The following is a 21,062-nucleotide window of genomic DNA, read 5'->3' as shown; positions in this document are numbered from 1 at the left end:
CCGTCATGCCGTGTCCGTGATCGTGACGGCGGCCCCCAATCGAGGAGTGCATTCATGTTGAAACCCGAAGTCGACAGCCTGGTTCCCCACGTTCCGTTCTCGCGCCGCAAGTTCATGCAGGCCGCGCTGGGCGGTGCCTTCGCGGCGGCCGTGCTGCCCGTGTCGGCGCAGACGGTCACGACCGACAGCGAAGGGCTGGACGTCGACACCGTCGAGATCCGCTCGGGCGACGCGAGCGTGCCTGCGTATCGCGCGCAGCCGAAGGACAAGACGAACCTGCCGGTCGTCATCGTGATCCACGAGATCTTCGGCGTGCACGCGCACATCGCCGATGTCTGCCGCCGTTTCGCGAAGCTTGGTTATCTCGCGATCGCCCCCGACCTGTTCGCGCGGCAGGGCAACGCGGCGAAGTATCCGACGATCAAGGAACTCGACGAGCACATCGTCAGCAAGGTGCCGGACCGTCAGGTGACCGAGGATCTCGATGCGACCGTCACGTGGGCCGGCAAGAACGGCGGCGACCTGTCGCGTCTCGGCGTGGTCGGGTTCTGCTGGGGTGGCCGTCAGAGCTGGCTGTATGCGGAGCACAATCCGCGCGTGCGTGCGGCGGTTGCATGGTACGGCTTCGTCGAAGGCAAGACCGACGAGATGACGCCGTTCAACCCGGTCGATCATGCATCGTTGCTGAAGGTGCCCGTGCTCGGGCTGTATGGCGAGAAGGATACGAACATCACGCAGGCGTCGCTCGCCGACATGCGCAAGGCGATCCAGGCGAGCGATTCGAAGCTCGCGCGCGAATCGGAGATCGTCGTGTATCCGGATGCCGGTCACGCGTTCTTTGCCGATTACCGGCCGAGCTATGTGAAGGCCGACGCGGAGGAGAGCTGGAAGCGCGCGATCGCGTGGCTCCGCAAGTATGGCGTGATGTAAACGGCAAGCGGCGGCATGGGCCGCCGCTTCGTTGCGACTGCGCCGCGCCGGCGCTTACGGTGTCGGGCCGGTTGCGATCGGCCGCGACGGGTCCGCGCTCCACTCGCTCCACGAGCCCGGATACAGCGATGCGCCGTGCAGGCCTGCAACTTCCAGTGCCAGTGCGTTGTGGCATGCGGTGACACCGGAGCCGCATTGCAGGATCACGCGATTCGGTTCGGTGCCCGCCAGCACGGTGGAAAACGCTTCGCGCAGTTCATGGCCGGTCTTGAAGCGGCCGTCGGCGGTGAGATTGTCCTTGAAGAAGCGGTTGCGTGCGCCGGGGATGTGGCCGCCTACACGATCGATCGTCTCGTTTTCGCCGCGATAGCGGTCGGGTGCGCGTGCATCGATCACGACGCGCGTGGGTGCGTTCACGTTGGCGAGTACGGCTGCCGCGTCGACCGTCGATTCGAGCGGCGCGGCCGCGCGGAAATCGCCGGCGGCCGGGTGCGGTACGTCGGCCGTCAGTGGCTGGCCGGCTGCTTCCCAGGCCTGTAGGCCGCCGTCGAGCACGGCAACCGAATCATGGCCGAGCCAGCGCAGCAGCCACCACAGGCGCGCCGCATAGGCGCCGCCCTGTGCGTCGTACGCGACGACCTGCTGGCCCTGCTTGAGGCCGCGGCTCGCGAGCAGCGTGGCGAGTGCGTCGCGGGTCGGCAGCGGATGGCGGCCGTTGGTGCCCGTCTTGCGGCCCGACAGGTCGCGGTCGAGGTGGAGGTATTGGGCGCCGGGGATGTGGCCGGCCGCATACGCGGCTTCGCCGGCGGCGGGATCGGCGAGATCGAAGCGGCAGTCGAACAGCGCGACGCTGCCGGGCGCCGCCGCCAGGCGCTCGGCGAGATTGGCGGCGGAGATGAGCGTGGTATAGTGAGTGTGTGGCATGACGGCTCCCTGGAGTGCGAATGGCCTGACCTTCCAAGTCTAAACAAAAAAAGACGGGCCGAAGCCCGTCTTTTCGTCTGCCGGATACCGTGCAGCGTCAAAGCGCCGCACCGGCTATCAAATGTCGCCGAGGTGGCGGCGCAGGAACTCGTGGAAGTGCTGCATGCCATCTTCCATCGGGCTCTGGTACGGGCCGACCTGCGACTCGCCGCGTGCCATCAGCGCACGGCGGCCTGCGTCCATCCGCATCGCGATCTCGTCGTCCTCGACGGCCGTTTCCATGTAGGCGGCGCGTTCGGCCTCGACGAATTCGCGTTCGAACAGCGCGATTTCCTCGGGGTAATAGAACTCGACGATGTTGGTCGTCTTTTGCGGGCCTCGCGGAATCAGCCACGACACGACGAGCACGTGCGGGTACCACTCGATCATCAGGCCTGGGTAGTAGACCATCCAGATCGCGCCGAACTCCGGCGGCACGCCGTTGCGGAACTTCAGCACCTGCTCGTGCCATTTCTGGTAAGTCGCGCTGCCCGGTTTCGCGAGGGCATTGTGCACGCCGACCGTCTGCACGCTGTACCAGTCGCCGAACTCCCACTTGAGGTCGTCGCACGACACGAAGCTGCCGAGGCCCGGGTGGAACGGGACGACGTGGTAATCCTCGAGGTAGACCTCGATGAACGTCTTCCAGTTGTAATCGCACTCGTGCACTTCGACGTGATCGAAGTGGTACTCGGAGAAGTCGAAGTGATGCTTCGTGCCGAGGTGGGCGAGGTCGCGCGCGACATTCCGGCCTTCGGCCTCGAACAGCAGCCCCTGCCAGTTCTGCAGCGGGCTCTTGCCGAGGTTCAGGCACGGCTTGTCGGGGAAGTGCGGCGCGCCGAGCAACTCGCCTTCGAGATCGTACGTCCAGCGGTGCAGCGGGCAAACGATGTTCTGCGTGTGCCCGCGCCCGTTGAGCATGATCGCCTGCCGGTGGCGGCAGACGTTCGACAGCAGTTCGATCTGGTTCGCCTGGTTGCGGACCAGCACGCGGCCTTCCTGCTCGGACGGCAACGCAAAATAATCCCCCGCCTCGGGCACCATCAACTCGTGCCCGACGTAACGAGGTCCTTTCTTGAAGAGGGTTTCGATCTCGCGCTCGAGTAGCGCCTCATCGAAGTATGCAGTGACTGGAAGCTGGCTGTGAGCCGACTTCAACTGAAGCGCATCGCTCAGATTGGACATTCCCACTCCCGGTGTTAGCGTGAAAGCAGTGAACAACCCAACCATCGAAAAATCGATTTAGGGAAACGGGGAATTATACCCGGTTCGCCTCGCAAGGCTAGGATTAAGTGCCTGATTTGTGTCAATTTTTTGTCGGGCGACAATCGGCAGGCGCACAATGTGTGTCGAAGGTGGGGCCGGAATATGTACCCGGGTGCCACGACGGCAGGTCGGAAAATTCTCTTTTGCCGTAGAATGTCCGACTTGTTTTGAAATTTGACACCCTCGTCCATGGCGAAAACCGCATCCCCAGGCGCCACGCCGCCCGGCAATGGTACCGAACCGTTGCCGGACAATTACGAAACGGCGCTCGCGGAACTCGAGACGCTGGTTGCCCGGATGGAAGGCGGCGCGTTGAGCCTCGAGGATTCACTGACGGCGTATCGCCGCGGTGCGACCCTCGTTGCGTTTTGCCAACAGCAGCTCGAGAAAGTGGAGCAGCAGGTTCGCGTGCTCGACGGCGCGACGCTGAAGCCGCTTTCGTCCGGAACGGCCGCCACGGACGGCGAAGACGACGATCTATGACATTCGAACAATGGATGCGGTCCGTGCTTGACCGTGTCGAGGACGCACTCGGCCACTATTTGCCCGCTGAAACCGCGGTGCCGGAGAAACTCCACGAGGCGATGCGATACGCGGTCCTCGGCGGCGGCAAACGCGTTCGCCCGCTGCTGTGCCATGCAGCAGGCGAACTGACCGGCGCGACCGAAGCGGCCCGCAATGCGGCGTCGGCGGCACTGGAGATGATCCACGTCTACTCGCTCGTGCACGACGACATGCCGTGCATGGACGACGACGCGCTGCGTCGCGGCAAGCCGACCGTGCACGTGCAGTACGACGAGCCGACGGCACTGCTCGTCGGTGACGCGCTGCAGTCGCAGGCGTTCGTTGCGCTGACCGACGCCGCCGCGCTGTCGCCGGCGCAGCAGGCCGCGCTCGTGCGCGAGCTGGCGCTGGCAAGCGGCTCGATCGGCATGGCCGGCGGGCAGGCGATCGACCTGGCGAGCGTCGGCCTCAAGCTGACGCTCGAGCAGCTCGAGACGATGCACCGGAAGAAGACGGGCGCACTGCTGCGCGCGGCCGTGCGGATGGGCGCGCTGGCCGGCGAGGCGCCGTCCACGGAAACGATGGCGGCGCTCGATGTATACGCGGGGGCCGTGGGTCTGGCCTTCCAGGTCGTCGACGACATTCTCGACGTCACGACCGATTCGGCGACGCTCGGCAAGACGGCCGGCAAGGATGCGGCGAACGACAAGCCGACCTATGTATCGATTCTCGGCCTCGACGCGTCGCGCGAGCTCGCAGCACAACTGCGCGCCGAAGCGCACGACGCGCTGAAACCGTTCGGCGCGCGCGCACAGCGTCTGGCCGAACTTGCCGACCTGGTAGTGAACCGGGTCAGCTGACGCGAAAGCCCGCCGCCGCGCACATGCTACGGTGCGTGCATCAGAATGCGGGCGCGTTTGATTTCCTACAATGGAACGACGATGTACGACTTGCTGAAAACCATCGACGACCCGGCGGATTTGCGCCGCCTCGATCGTCGCCAACTGCAACCGCTCGCGGATGAACTGCGCGCGTTCGTGCTCGACAGCGTGTCGAAGACGGGCGGCCATTTGTCGTCCAACCTCGGGACGGTCGAGCTGACGATCGCGTTGCACTACGTGTTCAACACGCCGAACGATCGGATCGTCTGGGACGTGGGCCACCAGACCTACCCGCACAAGATCCTGACGGGTCGCCGCGACCAGATGCATTCGCTGCGCCAGCAGGACGGTATCTCGGGCTTCCCGCGCCGCAGCGAATCCGAATACGACACGTTCGGCACCGCGCACTCGAGCACCTCGATCTCGGCCGCGCTCGGCATGGCGATCGGCAGTCAACTGAACGGCGATGACCGCTTCTCGATCGCCGTGATTGGCGACGGCGCAATGACGGCCGGCATGGCGTTCGAGGCGATGAACAACGCGGGCGTGTCGGAAGATGCGAAAGTGCTCGTGATCCTGAACGACAACGACATGTCGATCTCGCCGCCGGTCGGCGCGCTGAATCGCCATCTCGCACGCCTGATGTCGGGCCGCTTCTATGCGGCTGCGCGCGCGGGTGTCGAGCGCGTGTTGAGCGTCGCGCCGCCGGTGCTCGAACTTGCACGCAAGCTCGAAGAGCACGCGAAGGGCATGGTCGTGCCGGCCACGCTGTTCGAGGAGTTCGGCTTCAACTACATCGGCCCGATCGACGGTCACGATCTCGATTCACTGATCCCGACGCTGCAGAACATCCGCGAACTGCGTGGCCCGCAGTTCCTGCACGTGGTGACGAAGAAAGGCCAGGGCTACAAGCTCGCCGAAGCCGATCCCGTGCTCTACCACGGCCCCGGCAAGTTCAATCCGGCTGAAGGCATCAAGCCGTCGACCACGCCCGCGAAGAAGACGTACACCCAGGTGTTCGGCGAGTGGCTGTGCGACGAAGCCGAGCGCGATACGCGCGTCGTCGGCATCACGCCCGCGATGCGCGAAGGCTCGGGCATGGTCGAGTTCGAGAAGCGCTTCAAGGATCGCTACTACGACGTCGGCATCGCCGAGCAGCACGCGGTGACGTTCGCGGGCGGCATGGCAACCGAAGGCCTCAAGCCGGTCGTCGCGATCTACTCGACGTTCCTGCAGCGTGCATACGACCAGCTGATCCACGACGTCGCGCTGCAGAACCTGCCGGTCGTGTTCGCGATCGACCGCGCGGGCCTCGTCGGCGCGGACGGTGCGACGCACGCGGGCGCGTACGATCTCGCGTTCATGCGCTGCATCCCGAACATGACGATCATGGCTGCATCCGACGAGAACGAATGCCGCCAGATGCTGCACACGGCGCTGCAGCAGCCGAACCCGACCGCGGTGCGCTATCCGCGCGGCGCGGGCACGGGCGTGCCGACGGTGAAGGAATTCACCGAGATCCCGCTCGGCAAGGGTGAAGTGCGTCGCCAGACGTCGCAGCCGGAAGGCAAGCGCGTCGCGATCCTCGCGTTCGGCACGATGGTCGCGCCGTCGCTCGCCGCGGCCGAGGAGCTCGACGCAACGGTCGCGAACATGCGCTTCGTGAAGCCGGTCGATGCGGCGCTCGTGCGCGAACTCGCCGAGACGCATGACTACCTCGTCACGGTCGAGGAAGGCTGCGTGATGGGTGGCGCGGGCTCGGCCTGCGTGGAAGCCCTGATGGAGAGTGGGGTTATCCGACCCGTACTACAATTGGGCCTCCCTGACCTGTTCATCGATCACGGCGACCCCGCGAAGCTGCTGTCGCAATGCGGCCTCGACGGCGCGGGTATCGCGAAATCGATTCGCGAACGCTTTCTGAATCCGGCGGCCGACGTCGCCGGTCAGGCGAAGCGCGTCGCATAAGCTGGCGCCGCCCGCGGGCGGTGCCGGTGCGACTGGCGCAACCGGTCTTCATTGATGCGGAAAACATGGGCCTGCGGGCCCATGTTGCTTTTCCGGCTGCCGCATGACGCGGCGTGCGCGTCGTCGAACGCGTGGCTTACAAGGATTGAACAAGTTGACGTCCTCCCACGCTTAAAGGCGGAGGATTCCCACGCCTGGCGATGCACGTCCGCATCGGAGAATGTTCAGCGCAGCGTTGGTATCTCGATCATGTGCGACACCACAGCCACTACAGGCCCACTCTCTTATTCGCAGTCCCGCGATACCTTTCGGCCGCGTCGTGCTGTCTTTCGACCCGCACGCCGAACAGGACTGGGTAGAACCGCTTTCGTTTACTTCCTCGAACGTGGCTCCGTGCGCGATCGCCTTGTAACGGAGCTTGTTTCGGAAGGACGACCAGGATGCGTCGTAGACGCTCTTCGCCATCCTGGTTCTGGGGAGCTTCGCGGCCGACACGTCGCCGACCGCGATGTAATCGAAGCGCCGCACCAAATCGAGCGCCAGCTTGTGCTGGAAATCAGCACGCGCATTCGCCACCTTGGCGTGCAATTTCGCGATATGTCGCTTGTGCTTTCGCGCTCGCTGGGCCTTTGCCAGCTTATCGGCCGCTCGCCGGCCGAACCGGTCGTTCGGCAGCTTCTCGCCCGTCGAAAGTGTGGCGAAGTCTTTCAGGCCGAGATCGATGCCGACGCCGGAACGGATCGGGCGGGCCTGAACATCTGGCATCTCGATCACGATGTTCAAGAACCAATTGCCGCGCGCATCCTGCGCAAAGTTGGTTCCGTCCTTGATCTTGCCTTCGGGAAGCGGTCGGCTGTTGAACACGCGAAAGGTGTTGCCGGCGAAGCGAAACGCGTCGCCCTCGCGCTTCAGGTCGCGCCCCTTCAGCGGCACCCAGCCGAGCGATTTCCTGCCGCGATAGCGCAGGTAGGGCCGACGGTGCTGACTGCGCGACTTCGCGTATTGCTCGCACGTCGCGTTGACCGTGCCGGAGTGAATACCGAGTTCCTTGCTGCTGCCGGTCGTCAGCACGTTCAGGTCGAATCCTGTAGGCCACTTCTTGTTCCACTTGAGCGCGTGCTTCTGCGTGTCGTTGCAGAAATTCCAGACATAGTTCACCGCACGGCCCTGTTTGTTCAGGAGTCCGTTGAGCGATTTCACCCGGTAGCGGTAGACAAGTATCATGCCGGTCATTCTAACGATGGAATGCTGTCTGTCGATGGCGCTCTTTTTCTTCCCGCCATCAGTGGCGGGGTTTCTCGGAGTAACTGATGAACCAGATGAATCCCGCCTTCGTGATGCCCGACGTGCAGAGCACGGTGGATACCCGCCAGATTCCGATTCAGCGTGTGGGCGTGAAGGCGGTCCGGCATCCGTTGACGGTGTGCACCGAAAGCGGCGACGTGCAGCCGACCGTCGGTGTCTGGAACCTCGATGTCCGCCTGCCGGCCGACCAGAAGGGCACGCACATGTCGCGCTTCGTCGCGCTGCTCGAAGAGAATCGCGCGCCGCTGACGGTCGAGCGTTTTCGCGCGATGCTCGCATCGATGCTCGAGAAGCTGGAAGCCGAAGCCGGTCGCATCGAGGTCACGTTCCCGTACTTCGTGAACAAGACGGCGCCGGTGTCGGGCGTGCAGAGCCTGCTCGATTATGAAGTGACGCTCGCGGGCGAAAGCCGCAATGGCGATACGCGCCTGTTCCTGAAGGTGCTCGTGCCCGTGACGAGCCTGTGCCCGTGCTCGAAGAAGATCTCGCAGTACGGCGCGCACAACCAGCGTTCGCACGTGACGATCGACGCGGAGCTCGCGGCCGACCTGCCGGTCGAGGCGCTGATCCGCATCGCCGAGGAAGAGGCGTCGTGCGAGCTGTGGGGCCTGCTGAAGCGTCCGGACGAGAAGTTCGTCACCGAGCGCGCGTACGAGAACCCGAAGTTCGTCGAGGATCTCGTGCGTGACGTCGCGCAACGTCTCGATGCGGACGAGCGTGTGGTGGCATACGTGCTCGAAGCCGAGAACTTCGAGTCGATCCACAATCACAGTGCGTATGCGCTGATCGAACGCGACAAGCGACTGGCCGCATAGCGCCGCGGCGTTTTGTCGCGTCGATGAAGAAAGGCCGCTCAAAATTGAGCGGCCTTTCTGTTTGCCGGGTGCGACGTTGCGTCGCGTGCGTGGCGCGGCTCAGCGCGCGAGCGACGCGAGATCCCAGCGCGGCTTCACCGTGAATGCGTAGTCGGCATTCGCCTGCTCGGGCCAGCGGCCGAGCCGCAACGCGCCTGCGAGCGCGATCATCGCGCCGTTGTCGGTGCAGAGCGCGAGATCGGGGTAATGCACATCGAAGCCGCGCTTGGTCGCGGCGGCCGACAGCGCAGCGCGCAGCTGGCGGTTCGCGCCGACACCGCCCGCGACCACGAGGCGCTTGAGCTTTGTCTTCTTCAGTGCGGCGAGCGACTTGGCGACGAGCACGTCGACGGCCGCGTCGACGAAGCCGCGCGCAAGGTCGGCCTTCGCGCGTTCGAGTGCTTCACCTTCGAGCTTGGCCGCTTCGAACTTCTTCATTTGCGTGAGTACGGCCGTCTTGAGGCCGCTGAAGCTGAAGTCGAGGTCGCCCGAATGCAGCATCGGGCGCGGCAGCACGACCGCACCCGGCGTGCCGGTTTCGGCGAGCTTCGACACTTCCGGGCCGCCCGGGTAGCCGAGGCCGATCAGCTTGGCCGTCTTGTCGAATGCTTCGCCGGCCGCGTCGTCGAGCGTTTCGCCGAGCGTCTCGTACACGCCGACGTCGGTCACGCGCATCAGTTGCGTGTGGCCGCCGGACACCAGCAGCGCGACGAACGGGAACGGTGGCGGCTGGTCGACGAGCAGCGGCGACAGCAGGTGGCCTTCGAGGTGGTGGATGCCGACGGTCGGCTTGTTCCAGGCGAGCGCGAGCGCATTCGCGATGCTCGCGCCGACCAGCAGCGCGCCGGCGAGGCCGGGGCCCTGCGTGAACGCGATCGCGTCGATGTCGTCGCGGCGCGTGCCGCTTTGCGCCATCACTTCCTCGAGCAGCGGCAGCGCGCGGCGGATGTGGTCGCGCGAAGCGAGCTCGGGCACGACGCCGCCGTATTCGCGGTGCATGGCGATCTGCGAGTGGAGCGCGTGCGCGAGCAGGCCGCGCTGCGTGTCGTAGAGCGCGAGGCCGGTTTCGTCGCAGGAGCTTTCGATGCCGAGAACGAGCATGGGTACGGGCAGGGCACGCCGTATCGGGCGCGCCGCGGGAAGGTCAACGTAACCGGAAAGTATAGCAGGCGAGGGCCCGCCCCCGCTGGCGGCGGCCCGGGCCGGATGCCGGGCAGGTACAATCCGCGCCATGGAAACTTATGACATCGCCGTGATCGGCGCGGGCGCCGCCGGTATGATGAGCGCCGCCGTGGCCGGGCAACTCGGCCGCCGCGTCGTGCTGATCGATCACGCGCCGCGGCTCGCCGAGAAGATCCGCATCTCGGGCGGCGGCCGCTGCAACTTCACGAACCTGTACGCCGGCCCCGACAACTATCTGTCGTCGAATCCGCATTTCGCGCGCTCGGCGCTGGCGCGCTATACGCCGCGTGACTTCCTTGGGCTGCTCAAGCGCCATCACGTGACGTGGCACGAAAAGCACAAGGGCCAGCTCTTTTGCGGCCACGGCAGCGACGCGATCATCGACGTGCTGAAGCATGAGTGCGACGCGGGCGGTATCGCGTGGCGCCGGCCCGTCGTCGTCGACGCGGTGCGCCACGCGCCGTCCGACGGCTTCACGCTCGACACGCAGCAGGCGGGGGCGATCGGTGCGCGCGCACTGATCATCGCGACCGGCGGCCTGTCGATCCCGAAGATCGGCGCGACCGACTTCGGTTACCGGATTGCCAAGCAGTTCGGCCACAAGCTCATCGATACGCGGCCCGCGCTCGTGCCGTTGACGTTCGCGCAGCAGGACTGGGAGCCGTTCGCGGCGTTGTCCGGCGTATCGCTCGAGGTGCGCGTATCGACCGGCGACAAGAAGCGCGGCGGCGAATTCGTCGAGGACCTGCTGCTGACCCATCGCGGCCTGTCCGGGCCCGGGATCCTGCAGATCTCGAGTTACTGGCAGCCTGGCGACCCGATTCGCGTCGATCTGTTGCCGCAGCGCGACACGGTGGCCGACCTGCTCGACGCGAAGCGCACGTCGAAGCGCCAGATCGGTTCGCTGCTCGCGGACTGGGTGCCGTCGCGCCTCGCGCATGCGTGGCTCGACACGCATCGCGTCGCGGCCGACGCGCGGCTCGCGGACCTGCCCGACAAGACGCTGCGCCAGATCGGCGACGCGCTGTCCGGCTGGACGCTGACGCCGAACGGCACCGAGGGCTACAAGAAGGCCGAAGTGACGAAGGGTGGGGTCGATACGCGCGACCTGTCGTCGGCGACGATGATGAGCGCGCGCGTACCGGGGCTGTTCTTCGTCGGCGAGGCGGTGGACGTGACGGGCTGGCTCGGCGGCTACAACTTCCAATGGGCATGGGCGTCCGGCACGGCGGCCGGACAGGCCGCGGCGGAGTATGCGCGCGGCGCCTGACGGGGCCGGGCCGACGCCGTTTTGGCGGGGCCGGGCCCCGTGCCTTTAGGCAATCGCTCTGCTATACTCGGTAGTCTTTCCTTGCAAACCTTTATTCGTGTCGGATCATGACGATCATTCGCGTTAAAGAGAACGAGCCGTTCGAAGTTGCAATGCGTCGCTTCAAGCGCACGATCGAGAAGAATGGTCTGTTGACCGAGCTTCGTGCGCGCGAGTTTTACGAGAAGCCGACCGCGGAGCGCAAGCGCAAGAAGGCTGCTGCGGTGAAGCGTCATTACAAGCGCATCCGCAGCCAGACACTGCCGAAGAAGCTGTACTGAACGATTGGGCGCCGCGCGGTTCGCTGAGCGGCGCACCGGCGACTCCGTGCGATCAGGTGATCGCGAAAGATCGGGCATGATCGTGCGACCGATCGGGCGAGCCGCCGATGCCGGATTCGAGCAACCCGCTTGAGACATTGTCCCAAGCGGGTTTTTGTGTTGACGCCCTTATGGCGGGCGTCGGATTCACGTTTCCTTCCCGGGTGAAAGATGAGTTTGAAAGAGCAGATCAGCGAAGACATGAAGGCCGCGATGCGCGCGAAGGAAAGCGAGCGCCTGGCAACGATTCGCCTGCTGATGGCCGCGATCAAGCAGCGCGAAGTCGACGATCAGATCACCCTCGATGATGCGGGCATCACGGCCGTGATCGACAAGATGATCAAGCAGCGCAAGGATTCGATCAGCCAGTTCCAGGCAGCCAATCGTGACGACCTCGTCGCGAAGGAGCAGGCCGAACTGGTCGTGCTCAGCGGCTACATGCCCGAGCAGCTGTCCGAGGCCGAGGTGGCCGCCGAAGTCCAGGCCGCGGTCGCGCAGACGGGCGCCGCCGGCCCGCAGGACATGGGCAAGGTGATGGGCGTGCTGAAGGGCAAGCTCGCCGGCCGCGCCGACATGACGGCCATTTCCGCGCTGGTCAAGGCCGCGCTCACGAAGTAACACCTGTTTCCCCGGCGCGCGCGATGCGTGCGCCGGGGTGTCGTATTGTCTTTTTTCGCTCGATCCCACGGTGATTCCGCATTCGTTCCTGCAGGACTTGCTGAACCGCGTCGATATCGTCGACGTGGTGGGCAAGTACGTGCAGCTCAAGAAGGGCGGCGCCAATTTCATGGGGCTGTGCCCGTTCCATAACGAGAAGAGCCCGTCGTTTACCGTCAGCCCGACCAAGCAGTTCTATCACTGCTTCGGTTGCGGGGCTCACGGCACGGCGATCGGCTTCCTGATGGAACACGCGGGGCTCACATTCCCGGAGGCCGTGCAGGATCTCGCGCAGTCCGTCGGGCTGACCGTGCCGCACGAGCCGTCGATGCGCGGCGGCGGCGGTGGGGGCGGCGGTGGCGGTGACTATCCGGCGCCCGTATCGAAATCGGTCGCGACTGCGTTGTCCGATGCGATGACCGCCGCGTGCGACTACTACCGCAAGCAGTTGCGCGGCGCGACCGTCGCGATCCAGTACCTGAAGAACCGGGGCCTGACCGGCGAGATTGCCGCGCGCTTCGGGCTCGGCTACGCGCCGGACGGCTGGCAGAACCTCGAAGCCGCGTTCCCTGACTATCGCGACGAGTCGCTCGTCGAGTCGGGGCTCGTGATCGTCAGCGAGAAGACCGATGCGCAGGGCGTCGCGCGCCGCTACGACCGGTTCCGCGAGCGGATCATGTTCCCGATCCGTAACGTGAAGGGGCAGGTGATCGGCTTCGGCGGGCGCGTGCTCGGCAGCGGCGAGCCGAAGTACCTGAATTCGCCTGAAACCCCGCTGTTCAACAAGGGCAGCGAGCTGTACGGCCTGTTCGAGGCGCGGCTCGCGATTCGCGAGCGCAAGTACGTGCTGGTCGTCGAGGGCTACATGGACGTCGTCGCGCTCGCCCAGCTCGGGTTCCCGAACGCGGTCGCGACGCTCGGCACCGCGTGCACGCCGATTCACGTGCAGAAGCTGCTGCGCCAGACCGATACGGTCATTTTCAGCTTCGACGGCGATTCGGCCGGGCGGCGAGCGGCCCGGCGAGCGCTCGAGGCCTGCCTGCCGCATGCTGGGGACAACCGCACGATCCGATTCCTTTTTCTGCCGGCCGAGCACGATCCGGACAGCTATGTGCGCGAGTTCGGCGAGGCGGCGTTCTCCGAGCAGGTCGAGCGCGCGATGCCGTTGTCGCAATTTTTGCTGAACGAAGCAATTGCCGGCAAGGCGCTCGATCAGCCGGAAGGCCGCGCGAAGGCGCTGTTCGATGCGAAGCCGTTGTTGCAGGCGCTGCCCGCGAACGCGTTGCGCGCGCAGATCATGCACATGTTTGCCGACCGCCTCGACATCCCGTTCGAAGAGGTCGCGGCGCTGTCCGACGTCGATACGCGGATCGCGGCCCCGCCGCGCCAAGCGCCCCCGCGCAGCGAGCGGCGCCGCGTGACGGACAGTGAAAAGCGTGCATTGCGCACGCTGGTGATGCATCCGCGCATCGCGTCGCAGCTCGACGATGAGCAGCTGGCGACCTTGCGCGCATTGCCGCGCATCGGCGAGCTGTTCGCGGAAGTCGTCGATCATGCGCGCGCGCTGGGCGAGGGCGCGGAGTTCCGGCTGCTGTCGGATGTCCTGCGGACGTCCTCGAATGGAGCGACTTACGAGGAAATCTTCCGCGAAATTCTGGACTATGATGAAAACGTCCGCGACTTGCTGTTACAGAATCCGGAAGACGAGACGGTGCCCGAGCGGCAGCGTGAACAGGAACGGATCGCGGGGGAGGAACTGCAGGCGGCGGTGCTCAAGATGCGTTACGACGCCTGCTGCGACCGGCTTGACAGGCTGGCGCGGCAATCTGCCTTCACACCCGAGGAATTGGCCGAATTGACGGAATTGAACCAGCAGCGGACCGACATGAAGCGTCGGCTCGGGCTGTAGGCGGCTGGAGAGCTTAGAGAGGGCTCCCCAGCGTGCTATAATATAAGGTTTCCAGCGGTTTGTTTTCTAAGCAGAGGCGAGAATCGCGATGGCAAAGACGACAGGCGGAAAGAAAGCAACAGGCAAGGGCTCGACGGAGCCGACCAAAAAGGTCACAGCGGCCAAGTCTGCTTCTTCCACCAGGACAACGTCTTCAGCCACGTCAGCCCCAGCAGGAAAGAAAACCGCGGCCGGCACTGCTCAGGCTGCGCCGGCGCCGGCAGCCAGAACACGGGCTGCCGCCAGACCCGACTCCGGGCCGGCCAAGCCGGCGGCGAAGCGGGCAAGTGCGAAAAGCGCAAGGGACACGACTGCCGCCGCGGACGAAACGGCAGTACGTACTACTCATGCACCCACGGTTCAACCGGCTGTCGTCCAGCAGCCGCGAGTCGATATAGCCGGTACGGCGAACTCCATGACCAAAAAGCTGAACGAAGTATCCGTCGAAGACGACGCAAATCAGAGCGACGAGCAGCCCGCAGCAGCAGCGGCTGCACCGGGCAAATCCAAGGTGCGCGATCGTCGCGCCAAGGAAAAGGCGCTGCTGAAGGAAGCGTTCGCGACGAGCACGCCGGGTACGGCCGAGGAGCTCGAAGAGCGCCGCGTGAAACTGCGCGCGCTGATCAAGCTCGGCAAGGAGCGCGGCTTCCTGACGTACGCCGAAATCAACGACCACCTGCCGGACAACTTCACCGAGACCGAAGCCCTCGAGGGCATCATCGGCACGTTCAACGACATGGGCGTGGCGGTCTACGAGCAGGCGCCGGACGCGGAAACGCTGCTCCTGAACGACAACGCGCCTGCCGCGTCGTCGGACGACGAAGTCGAAGAGGAAGCGGAAGTCGCGCTGTCCACCGTCGATTCGGAATTCGGCCGCACGACCGATCCGGTCCGGATGTACATGCGTGAAATGGGCACGGTCGAGCTGCTCACGCGCGAAGGTGAAATCGAGATCGCGAAGCGGATCGAGGACGGCCTGCGTCACATGGTGATGGCCATCTCCGCGTGCCCGACGACGATCGCCGACATCCTCGCGATGGCCGAACGCGTCGCGAACGAAGAGATCCGCGTCGACGAGCTCGTCGACGGCCTGCTCGATCCGAATGCTTCGGACTCCGCCGATACCGACGGCTTCTCCGCGAAGGAAGCGGAAGCCATCGAGAACGAGGACGAGGAAGCCGAAGAGGAAGAGGAAGAAGAGGAAGAGGAGGAAGATGACGGTGCCGCGCAGGCATCGGCCAACGCCGCCCAGCTCGAAGCCCTCAAGCGTGCGTCGCTCGAGAAGTTCTCGCAGATCAGCGAGTGGTTCGACAAGATGCGCCGCGCGTTCGAGAAGGAAGGCTACAAGTCGAAGGCCTACCTGAAGGCGCAGGAAACGATCCAGACCGAACTGATGACGATCCGCTTCACCGCGCGTACCGTCGAACGCCTGTGCGACACGCTGCGTGCGCAGGTGGACGAAGTGCGTCAGGTCGAACGCCAGATCCTGCACATCGTCGTCGACAAGTGCGGCATGCCGCGCTCGGAATTCATCGCGCGCTTCCCGGGCAGCGAGACCGATCTCGACTGGGCCGAGAAGATCATGGCCGAAGGCCATTCGTACAGCGCAGTGCTGTCGCGTAACATCCCGGCGATCCGCGAACAGCAGCAGCGCCTGCTCGACCTGCAGGCGCGGGTCGTGCTGCCGCTGAAGGACCTGAAGGAAACCAACCGCCAGATGGCGGCCGGCGAACTGAAGGCACGCCAGGCGAAGCGCGAAATGACCGAGGCGAACCTGCGTCTCGTGATCTCGATCGCGAAGAAGTACACGAACCGCGGCCTGCAGTTCCTCGACCTGATCCAGGAAGGCAACATCGGCCTGATGAAGGCGGTGGACAAGTTCGAATACCGTCGTGGCTACAAGTTCTCGACCTATGCGACGTGGTGGATCCGTCAGGCCATCACGCGTTCGATCGCGGACCAGGCGCGCACGATCCGTATTCCGGTTCACATGATCGAGACGATCAACAAGATGAACCGCATCTCGCGGCAGATCCTGCAGGAAACCGGTCTCGAGCCGGATCCGGCAACGCTCGCCGAGAAGATGGAGATGCCGGAAGACAAGATCCGCAAGATCATGAAGATCGCGAAGGAGCCGATCTCGATGGAAACGCCGATCGGTGACGACGACGATTCCCATCTCGGCGACTTCATCGAGGACACCAACACGGTCGCGCCGGCGGATGCCGCGCTGCATGCGAGCATGCGCGACGTCGTGAAGGACGTGCTCGATTCGCTGACGCCGCGCGAGGCGAAGGTGCTGCGGATGCGCTTCGGTATCGAGATGAGCACCGATCACACGCTCGAGGAAGTCGGCAAGCAGTTCGACGTCACGCGTGAGCGGATCCGTCAGATCGAGGCCAAGGCGCTGCGCAAGCTGCGTCACCCGAGCCGTTCCGACAAGCTGAAGTCGTTCCTCGAAGGGAACTGATTTCCAGCCTCTCTCCTGCGAACGCCGCCGGCATCCGCGTGATGCCGGTGGCGTTTCTCTCCTTTGTTGTTACAATGCCGGCCCGGCTTCTTCGTCGGGGCAGCGTGTGACACGCTTCGCTTCTCATCAGGGCTTGTAGCTCAGCGGTTAGAGCAGTCGACTCATAATCGATTGGTCGCGGGTTCGAACCCCGCCGGGCCCACCAGATTTCATGCGCGCGTTCGCGCAGCATGCCGAAAACCCGCGATGGCTTCATGCGTCGCGGGTTTTTCTTTGCGCGGATGCGAGACGAACGTCGTAATCAGGAAAGTACCGAGAGGGTGCCGCGTCGCCGTCAATCGAAGTATGCTGTAGCGCGGCCGTTTCACACGCGATACCGATTGCGGCCGAAGGCAAGCCAAACAGCCCCGCGATCCATCCGGCGGCGAGAACAAACAGACTTCGGCCGGGAGTGGGACGGCAATCATGACCATGCTGCGTTCGTGGGGTGCGCTTCTTTCGTTGCTGGCGCTCGTTGCATGCGCGAGCCTGCCCCCGCAGGCCGAGCGCGTGCCGACGCACGCGTACACCGATACGGACAATACTCGGCTGGGCGTCGCGTTCCAGAAGCAGGCCAGTGCGCACCCCGGGCAGGACGCGTTTCATCTGCTGACCGATCCGGTCGATGCGCTGGATGCGCGCGTGTTGCTGGCCGATCGCGCGGACCGCTCGCTCGACCTTCAGTACTACATCTGGCATGACGACCTGACCGGGCACGAGCTGGCCGACGCGATCATCCGCGCGGCCGATCGCGGCGTGCGCGTGCGTGCGCTGCTCGACGACCTCGGCACGAACGCGGACGACCGCAAGCTGCTCGAGATCAGTTCACATCCGAACATCGAGATCCGGCTCTTCAACCCGGTTGCCACGCGCCGGTTCAAGAAGATCGGCACCGTGTTCGAGTTCTCGCGCGTCAACCGGCGCATGCACAACAAGGCGATGATCGCGGACAACCAGGCGGCGATCGTCGGTGGCCGCAATATCGGTGACGAGTATTTCGGCGCATCGTCGATGCTGGAGTTCGGCGATCTCGACGTTGTCGTTCACGGCCCGGTCGTGAAGGACATCTCGACCGAATTCGATACGTTCTGGAATTCCCCGTACGCGTATCCGATCAGCGTGCTGGTCGGGCATGATGCGGCGCCGGGCGGGCTGGACCGCGAGCGCGAACGGTTGCGCGACTACCTGAGGGCCATGGAAGACAATCCGTACGTGCTCGAGGCCAGGCAGCGGCTCGACCGGATCGTTCATGGGCAGGGCACCGAACTGTCGTGGGGGCACGCGACGGTGCTGTACGACGATCCGTCGAAGATCGCACACGCGCCGAAGGACAGCGACGGGCACCTGATGCCGCAATTGCGGGCGCTCGCATTGCAGCCCGAACATGACCTGCTGATCGTGTCGCCGTACTTCGTGCCGGGCAAGGAGGTCGTGGAGCGGCTGCGTGCGCTCACGGCGCGCGGTGTGCGCGTCACGGTGCTGACCAACTCGCTCGCGTCGACCGATGTGGCGGCCGTCCATGCGGGCTACCGGCACTACCGAAGCGATCTCGTGGCCGCTGGCGTGCGGCTTTACGAGCGGCGGCCGTCGGGTGACAAGAGCATTTCGAAGCAGGTCATCATCGGGTCTTCGCGTGCGTCGTTGCATGCAAAGACCTACGTGTTCGATCACAAGAGCATTTTCATCGGATCGATGAATCTCGATCCGCGCTCGCTGAACCTCAATACGGAAATCGGCGTTTATTGCGAGAGTCCGGCGATTGCGTCGCAGGTGGCCAACGATCTGGAAGGGCGGCTCGATCGAATCGCGTGGCGGGTCGAGCTGAGGACCGATCCGGCGGGCAAGGGACGGCTCAAGTGGATTCAGACCGATTCGGACGGGAAGGTCACCGAGCTCGATCACGAACCGGAAGTGTCCCCGGCGCGGCGGATGGAAGTCTGGTTCCTCGGGCTGTTTCCGCTCGAGTCGCAACTGTGAGCACCGATGCCGCGCGCGCCATTCAGCAACGCGTGCGGCCGTGCTGCTCGATGACGGCCGCGAGCTGCCTCGTCGCGGTCTCGATCGTCGTGTCGCTCAGCCCCGAGTATCCGAGCACGAAGCCGTTGTACGGCCGGCCGTCGCCGACCCGATAGCTGCTCAGCGGCTGAAGCAGCAGGCCATGCGCGGCCGCGGCGCGGGCGACGTCGGTATCGTGCAGCGGCATCGCGAGATCGGCCGACAGATGCATGCCGCCCGGGCTTTCGCGAACGCTCAGCACGGCACCGAGGTGGCGGGCGAGTGCGGCTTCGAGGCTGCTCCGCCGCTCGGCATACAGCGTCCTCATCCTGCGCAGGTGTCGTGCAAATAGGCCGGTATCGATGAATTCGGCCATCGCCAGTTGATCGGCCGAGTGGCCGCGATGGACGAGTTCGCGCAGCGTGCGGGTGAAGCGTTCCACCAGTATCGGCGGAACCACCATGAAGCCGAGCCGGAGGGCGGGAAACATCGTCTTGCTGAAGGTGCCGAGATAGCAGACCGGTGCGTCGGCATCGAGGCCCTGGATCGCGGGCAGCGGCTGGCCGCCGTGGCGGAACTCGCTGTCGTAGTCGTCCTCGATGATCCACGCGCCGCACGCACGTGCGTGCTCGACGAGCGCCGCGCGCCGACGGGGGCTCATCAGCGCGCCGAGCGGGTATTGGTGCGACGGTGTCGTATAGATCAGCCGGGGCGCCCGGGTGCGCCACTGTTCGTCGGTTGGCGCCATTCCTTCGTGGTCGACCTCGATCGGCACGAGCTCCAGCCCGGTCGACCGGAATGCGGTTCGGGCGCCGTTGTAGCAGGGATGCTCTAGCCAGCCGTATTCACCGGGATTCGCGAGCATGCGCGCGCACAGTTCGAGACTGCTTTGCGTGCCGTCGGTGATGAATACCTGGCCTGTTTCGCAGCGCACGCCGCGCGAGACCCGAATGTAGGCGGCCACGGCACGCCGTAATTCGGGCAGCCCTTCGACCGGGCCGTAGGCGAGCTGCGTGGGCTTGATGACTCTCCATGCGCGCTCGATGCAACGGCGCCATTGGGCGACGGGGAATTCATCGAGCGAAGGGAGGCCGGGAACGAACGGCAGCATGCGTTCGGGTTCGGGATCGGCGTTCTCCAGCCCGTGCACGCGCTCGGACAATCGAACCGGGGCCGGGCCGCGTTCGGGCCCGGTGCTGGAACGGCCGCCCCCGTCCCATAGTGTGATCGTCCCGTTGCGCGTGGCCGCCACGAAGCCTTCCTCGGCAAGGCGCTCGTACGCATAGACCGCCGAGTTGCGCGCGATGCCCAGCTCGGCCGCGAGCACGCGCGTCGACACGAGCCGCGTGCCGGGTGGGATATGGCCGTCCATCAGCATGGTGCGCAGGCTCCGGTAGAGGGCTTCCTGCTGGCTGTGGCGTGTCGTGCCGTCCTGTCTGGAAAGCGATGAGACGAGCAGCGCGAGATCCATGAGCTGGTTCCAGATTTTTTGGGTGAGCTGGTTCTTTTGAAGATTCGATGCACATCGTATCGTTCACGTTCTTGTGGTGCCGGCCGGTGCACGGGTATGTCCAGCGATCGCCACGGATCGGCGCGCGCGTATTTTGATCGATTTGGATAGCGACTGTCGATGGGGCGATCGACCGGTCATTCGCGCGTGCAAGCCGTAGCGTTCGATGCCATTAACTTCGCAGTACAAATATTATTTACAGTGAATGCCTGCGCGTTGCCGAAACGCGGGCCGCTCGATGCGCGCAAGGGTGTGCAAACAGGAAAACGAAACATGAACGACCAGACTGTCATCTCCCCCACATCCCGCACCACCATTCGCCGCCTGCCGGAGCTGGCAAGCCATGATCGCGAGATGCTTCATCGCATCGCGGACGAGGCCTACGTGTGCCACATCGCATTCGGTTCGGGCGAGGACACGCACTGCATCCCGACCGCGCACTGGAGACGGGGCGATCACCTCTATATTCACGGGTCGAACGGCAGCCGGATGATCAAGGCGCTGGCGGCGGGCACTCCGGCCTCCGTCGCAATGACGTTGCTGGACGGTCTCGTGTTGGCCAGGTCGGCCTTCAACCATTCGATGAATTACCGATCCGCGGTGATCTACGGGCGGTTCGAGGTGGTGGAACGTAGTGCGGACAAGCTGGCGGCGCTGGATGCATTGATGGACAAGATCGCTCCGGGTCGCCAGCATGACGCGCGGCCCGGCAACGACAAGGAAATCAACGCGACCAGCGTGCTGCGGATTGCGCTTGCGGAAGCGGCCGTGAAGGTCAGCGATTCAATGCCGTCCGACAAGGACGAAGATCTCGCACTCGCTGTCTGGACGGGGATCCTGCCGCTGAAGATGGTGCACGGCGCACCGGTTCATGCCGACGGCAACGTGCCGGTGCCGGATTATGTCCGGAACTGGGAGGCGTAAGTTGCACGGCAAGGCCGTGCGGTCTCGCTGAAAACGGTGG

Annotated in this window: 17 protein-coding genes and 1 tRNA gene; 13 read left to right on the top strand and 5 right to left on the bottom strand. The window is 64.8% G+C overall.

What is annotated here, in order from left to right; translation table 11 throughout:
• Positions 1-54 precede the first annotated feature (54 nt).
• Entirely contained in the window at positions 55-930 is an 876-nt protein-coding gene (locus tag G3N96_RS13045) for a dienelactone hydrolase family protein (RefSeq protein WP_206137474.1), read from the top strand.
• A gap of 54 nt (positions 931-984) precedes the next feature.
• Here G3N96_RS13045 and G3N96_RS13040 read toward each other — a convergent pair whose 3' ends face one another.
• Together G3N96_RS13040 and G3N96_RS13035 are read right to left on the bottom strand one after the other, a co-directional pair.
• On the bottom strand, positions 985-1,854 hold the full coding sequence (locus G3N96_RS13040) for a sulfurtransferase (RefSeq protein ID WP_124576316.1): 870 nt from the start codon (positions 1,852-1,854) through the stop codon (positions 985-987).
• Positions 1,855-1,971: 117 nt separating this feature from the next.
• Positions 1,972-3,078, bottom strand: a complete 1,107-nt coding sequence (locus tag G3N96_RS13035; protein ID WP_124576317.1) for an aromatic ring-hydroxylating dioxygenase subunit alpha — start codon at positions 3,076-3,078, stop codon at positions 1,972-1,974.
• A gap of 270 nt (positions 3,079-3,348) precedes the next feature.
• Here G3N96_RS13035 and G3N96_RS13030 point away from each other — a divergent pair, with 270 nt between their 5' ends.
• The 3 genes from G3N96_RS13030 to dxs all read left to right on the top strand — a co-directional run bounded on the left by G3N96_RS13030 (position 3,349) and on the right by dxs (position 6,509).
• Positions 3,349-3,642 (top strand): exodeoxyribonuclease VII small subunit, encoded by a 294-nt coding sequence (locus G3N96_RS13030; protein WP_027791079.1) that lies wholly within the window; start codon positions 3,349-3,351, stop codon positions 3,640-3,642.
• The gene (locus tag G3N96_RS13025) at positions 3,639-4,523 is read left to right on the top strand and encodes a polyprenyl synthetase family protein (protein ID WP_124576318.1); all 885 of its coding nucleotides are present in this window, start codon (positions 3,639-3,641) and stop codon (positions 4,521-4,523) included. Before G3N96_RS13030 ends, G3N96_RS13025 begins: the two co-directional genes overlap by 4 nt.
• Positions 4,524-4,604: 81 nt before the next feature.
• Positions 4,605-6,509 (top strand): 1-deoxy-D-xylulose-5-phosphate synthase, encoded by a 1,905-nt coding sequence (dxs, locus tag G3N96_RS13020; protein ID WP_011355804.1) that lies wholly within the window; start codon positions 4,605-4,607, stop codon positions 6,507-6,509.
• Between the two features lie 171 nt (positions 6,510-6,680).
• On the opposite strand, the gene G3N96_RS13015 is transcribed toward dxs, so the two are convergent.
• The gene (locus tag G3N96_RS13015; RefSeq protein WP_206137473.1) at positions 6,681-7,733 is read right to left on the bottom strand and encodes an RNA-guided endonuclease TnpB family protein; all 1,053 of its coding nucleotides are present in this window, start codon (positions 7,731-7,733) and stop codon (positions 6,681-6,683) included.
• Positions 7,734-7,819: 86 nt separating this feature from the next.
• Here G3N96_RS13015 and folE2 point away from each other — a divergent pair, with 86 nt between their 5' ends.
• On the top strand, positions 7,820-8,629 hold the full coding sequence (folE2, locus tag G3N96_RS13010; RefSeq protein ID WP_089428001.1) for a GTP cyclohydrolase FolE2: 810 nt from the start codon (positions 7,820-7,822) through the stop codon (positions 8,627-8,629).
• Between the two features lie 99 nt (positions 8,630-8,728).
• On the opposite strand, the gene tsaD is transcribed toward folE2, so the two are convergent.
• Positions 8,729-9,769, bottom strand: a complete 1,041-nt coding sequence (gene tsaD / locus G3N96_RS13005) for a tRNA (adenosine(37)-N6)-threonylcarbamoyltransferase complex transferase subunit TsaD (protein WP_174949174.1) — start codon at positions 9,767-9,769, stop codon at positions 8,729-8,731.
• 130 nt (positions 9,770-9,899) lie between these two features.
• Here tsaD and G3N96_RS13000 point away from each other — a divergent pair, with 130 nt between their 5' ends.
• The 7 genes from G3N96_RS13000 (at position 9,900) to G3N96_RS12970 (ending at position 18,570) form a co-directional block, all read left to right on the top strand.
• Positions 9,900-11,120, top strand: a complete 1,221-nt coding sequence (locus G3N96_RS13000; RefSeq protein WP_206137472.1) for an NAD(P)/FAD-dependent oxidoreductase — start codon at positions 9,900-9,902, stop codon at positions 11,118-11,120.
• 107 nt (positions 11,121-11,227) lie between these two features.
• On the top strand, positions 11,228-11,440 hold the full coding sequence (gene rpsU / locus G3N96_RS12995; RefSeq protein ID WP_006479415.1) for a 30S ribosomal protein S21: 213 nt from the start codon (positions 11,228-11,230) through the stop codon (positions 11,438-11,440).
• Positions 11,441-11,650: 210 nt separating this feature from the next.
• A complete protein-coding gene (locus G3N96_RS12990; protein WP_089447354.1) occupies positions 11,651-12,097 on the top strand; it encodes a GatB/YqeY domain-containing protein in 447 nt (148 codons plus the stop codon).
• Positions 12,098-12,167: 70 nt separating this feature from the next.
• Positions 12,168-14,045: a DNA primase gene (dnaG, locus tag G3N96_RS12985; protein ID WP_206137471.1), complete on the top strand. Its 1,878-nt coding sequence runs from the start codon at positions 12,168-12,170 to the stop codon at positions 14,043-14,045.
• 88 nt (positions 14,046-14,133) lie between these two features.
• Positions 14,134-16,554, top strand: coding sequence for an RNA polymerase sigma factor RpoD (rpoD, locus tag G3N96_RS12980; RefSeq protein WP_089427997.1), 2,421 nt, complete (start codon positions 14,134-14,136; stop codon positions 16,552-16,554).
• Between the two features lie 129 nt (positions 16,555-16,683).
• Positions 16,684-16,759 (top strand) — tRNA-Ile (locus G3N96_RS12975).
• A gap of 260 nt (positions 16,760-17,019) precedes the next feature.
• Positions 17,020-18,570: a phospholipase D family protein gene (locus G3N96_RS12970; protein WP_206137470.1), complete on the top strand. Its 1,551-nt coding sequence runs from the start codon at positions 17,020-17,022 to the stop codon at positions 18,568-18,570.
• 22 nt (positions 18,571-18,592) lie between these two features.
• Here the strand turns inward: G3N96_RS12970 and G3N96_RS12965 are convergent, their stop codons facing one another.
• Positions 18,593-20,059, bottom strand: a complete 1,467-nt coding sequence (locus G3N96_RS12965; RefSeq protein WP_206137469.1) for a PLP-dependent aminotransferase family protein — start codon at positions 20,057-20,059, stop codon at positions 18,593-18,595.
• Positions 20,060-20,371: 312 nt separating this feature from the next.
• On the opposite strand from G3N96_RS12965, the gene G3N96_RS12960 reads away from it, so the two are divergent.
• On the top strand, positions 20,372-21,022 hold the full coding sequence (locus G3N96_RS12960; protein WP_124576323.1) for a pyridoxamine 5'-phosphate oxidase family protein: 651 nt from the start codon (positions 20,372-20,374) through the stop codon (positions 21,020-21,022).
• Positions 21,023-21,062: the final 40 nt, after the last annotated feature.

The organism is Burkholderia sp. Se-20373 (assembly GCF_017104705.1).
In the GTDB taxonomy this organism is placed as follows: Bacteria; Pseudomonadota; Gammaproteobacteria; order Burkholderiales; family Burkholderiaceae; genus Burkholderia.
The sequence above is the reverse complement of the archived record's forward strand: the minus strand, read 5'-3'. Positions and strand labels throughout refer to the sequence as shown.

Excerpts from the sequence above, each read along its gene's own strand:
- G3N96_RS13000 (WP_206137472.1), top strand. The coding sequence starts at position 9,900 with ATGGAAACTTATGACATCGCCGTGATCGGCGCGGGCGCCGCCGGTATG.
- tsaD (WP_174949174.1), bottom strand. The coding sequence starts at position 9,769 with ATGCTCGTTCTCGGCATCGAAAGCTCCTGCGACGAAACCGGCCTCGCG.
- G3N96_RS12970 (WP_206137470.1), top strand. The coding sequence starts at position 17,020 with ATGACCATGCTGCGTTCGTGGGGTGCGCTTCTTTCGTTGCTGGCGCTC.
- G3N96_RS13040 (WP_124576316.1), bottom strand. The coding sequence starts at position 1,854 with ATGCCACACACTCACTATACCACGCTCATCTCCGCCGCCAATCTCGCC.
- folE2 (WP_089428001.1), top strand. The coding sequence starts at position 7,820 with ATGAACCAGATGAATCCCGCCTTCGTGATGCCCGACGTGCAGAGCACG.
- G3N96_RS13025 (WP_124576318.1), top strand. The coding sequence starts at position 3,639 with ATGACATTCGAACAATGGATGCGGTCCGTGCTTGACCGTGTCGAGGAC.
- G3N96_RS12965 (WP_206137469.1), bottom strand. The coding sequence starts at position 20,059 with ATGGATCTCGCGCTGCTCGTCTCATCGCTTTCCAGACAGGACGGCACG.
- rpoD (WP_089427997.1), top strand. The coding sequence starts at position 14,134 with ATGGCAAAGACGACAGGCGGAAAGAAAGCAACAGGCAAGGGCTCGACG.
- G3N96_RS13035 (WP_124576317.1), bottom strand. The coding sequence starts at position 3,078 with ATGTCCAATCTGAGCGATGCGCTTCAGTTGAAGTCGGCTCACAGCCAG.
- rpsU (WP_006479415.1), top strand. The coding sequence starts at position 11,228 with ATGACGATCATTCGCGTTAAAGAGAACGAGCCGTTCGAAGTTGCAATG.
- dxs (WP_011355804.1), top strand. The coding sequence starts at position 4,605 with ATGTACGACTTGCTGAAAACCATCGACGACCCGGCGGATTTGCGCCGC.
- G3N96_RS13030 (WP_027791079.1), top strand. The coding sequence starts at position 3,349 with ATGGCGAAAACCGCATCCCCAGGCGCCACGCCGCCCGGCAATGGTACC.
- G3N96_RS12990 (WP_089447354.1), top strand. The coding sequence starts at position 11,651 with ATGAGTTTGAAAGAGCAGATCAGCGAAGACATGAAGGCCGCGATGCGC.
- G3N96_RS12960 (WP_124576323.1), top strand. The coding sequence starts at position 20,372 with ATGAACGACCAGACTGTCATCTCCCCCACATCCCGCACCACCATTCGC.
- G3N96_RS13015 (WP_206137473.1), bottom strand. The coding sequence starts at position 7,733 with ATGATACTTGTCTACCGCTACCGGGTGAAATCGCTCAACGGACTCCTG.
- G3N96_RS13045 (WP_206137474.1), top strand. The coding sequence starts at position 55 with ATGTTGAAACCCGAAGTCGACAGCCTGGTTCCCCACGTTCCGTTCTCG.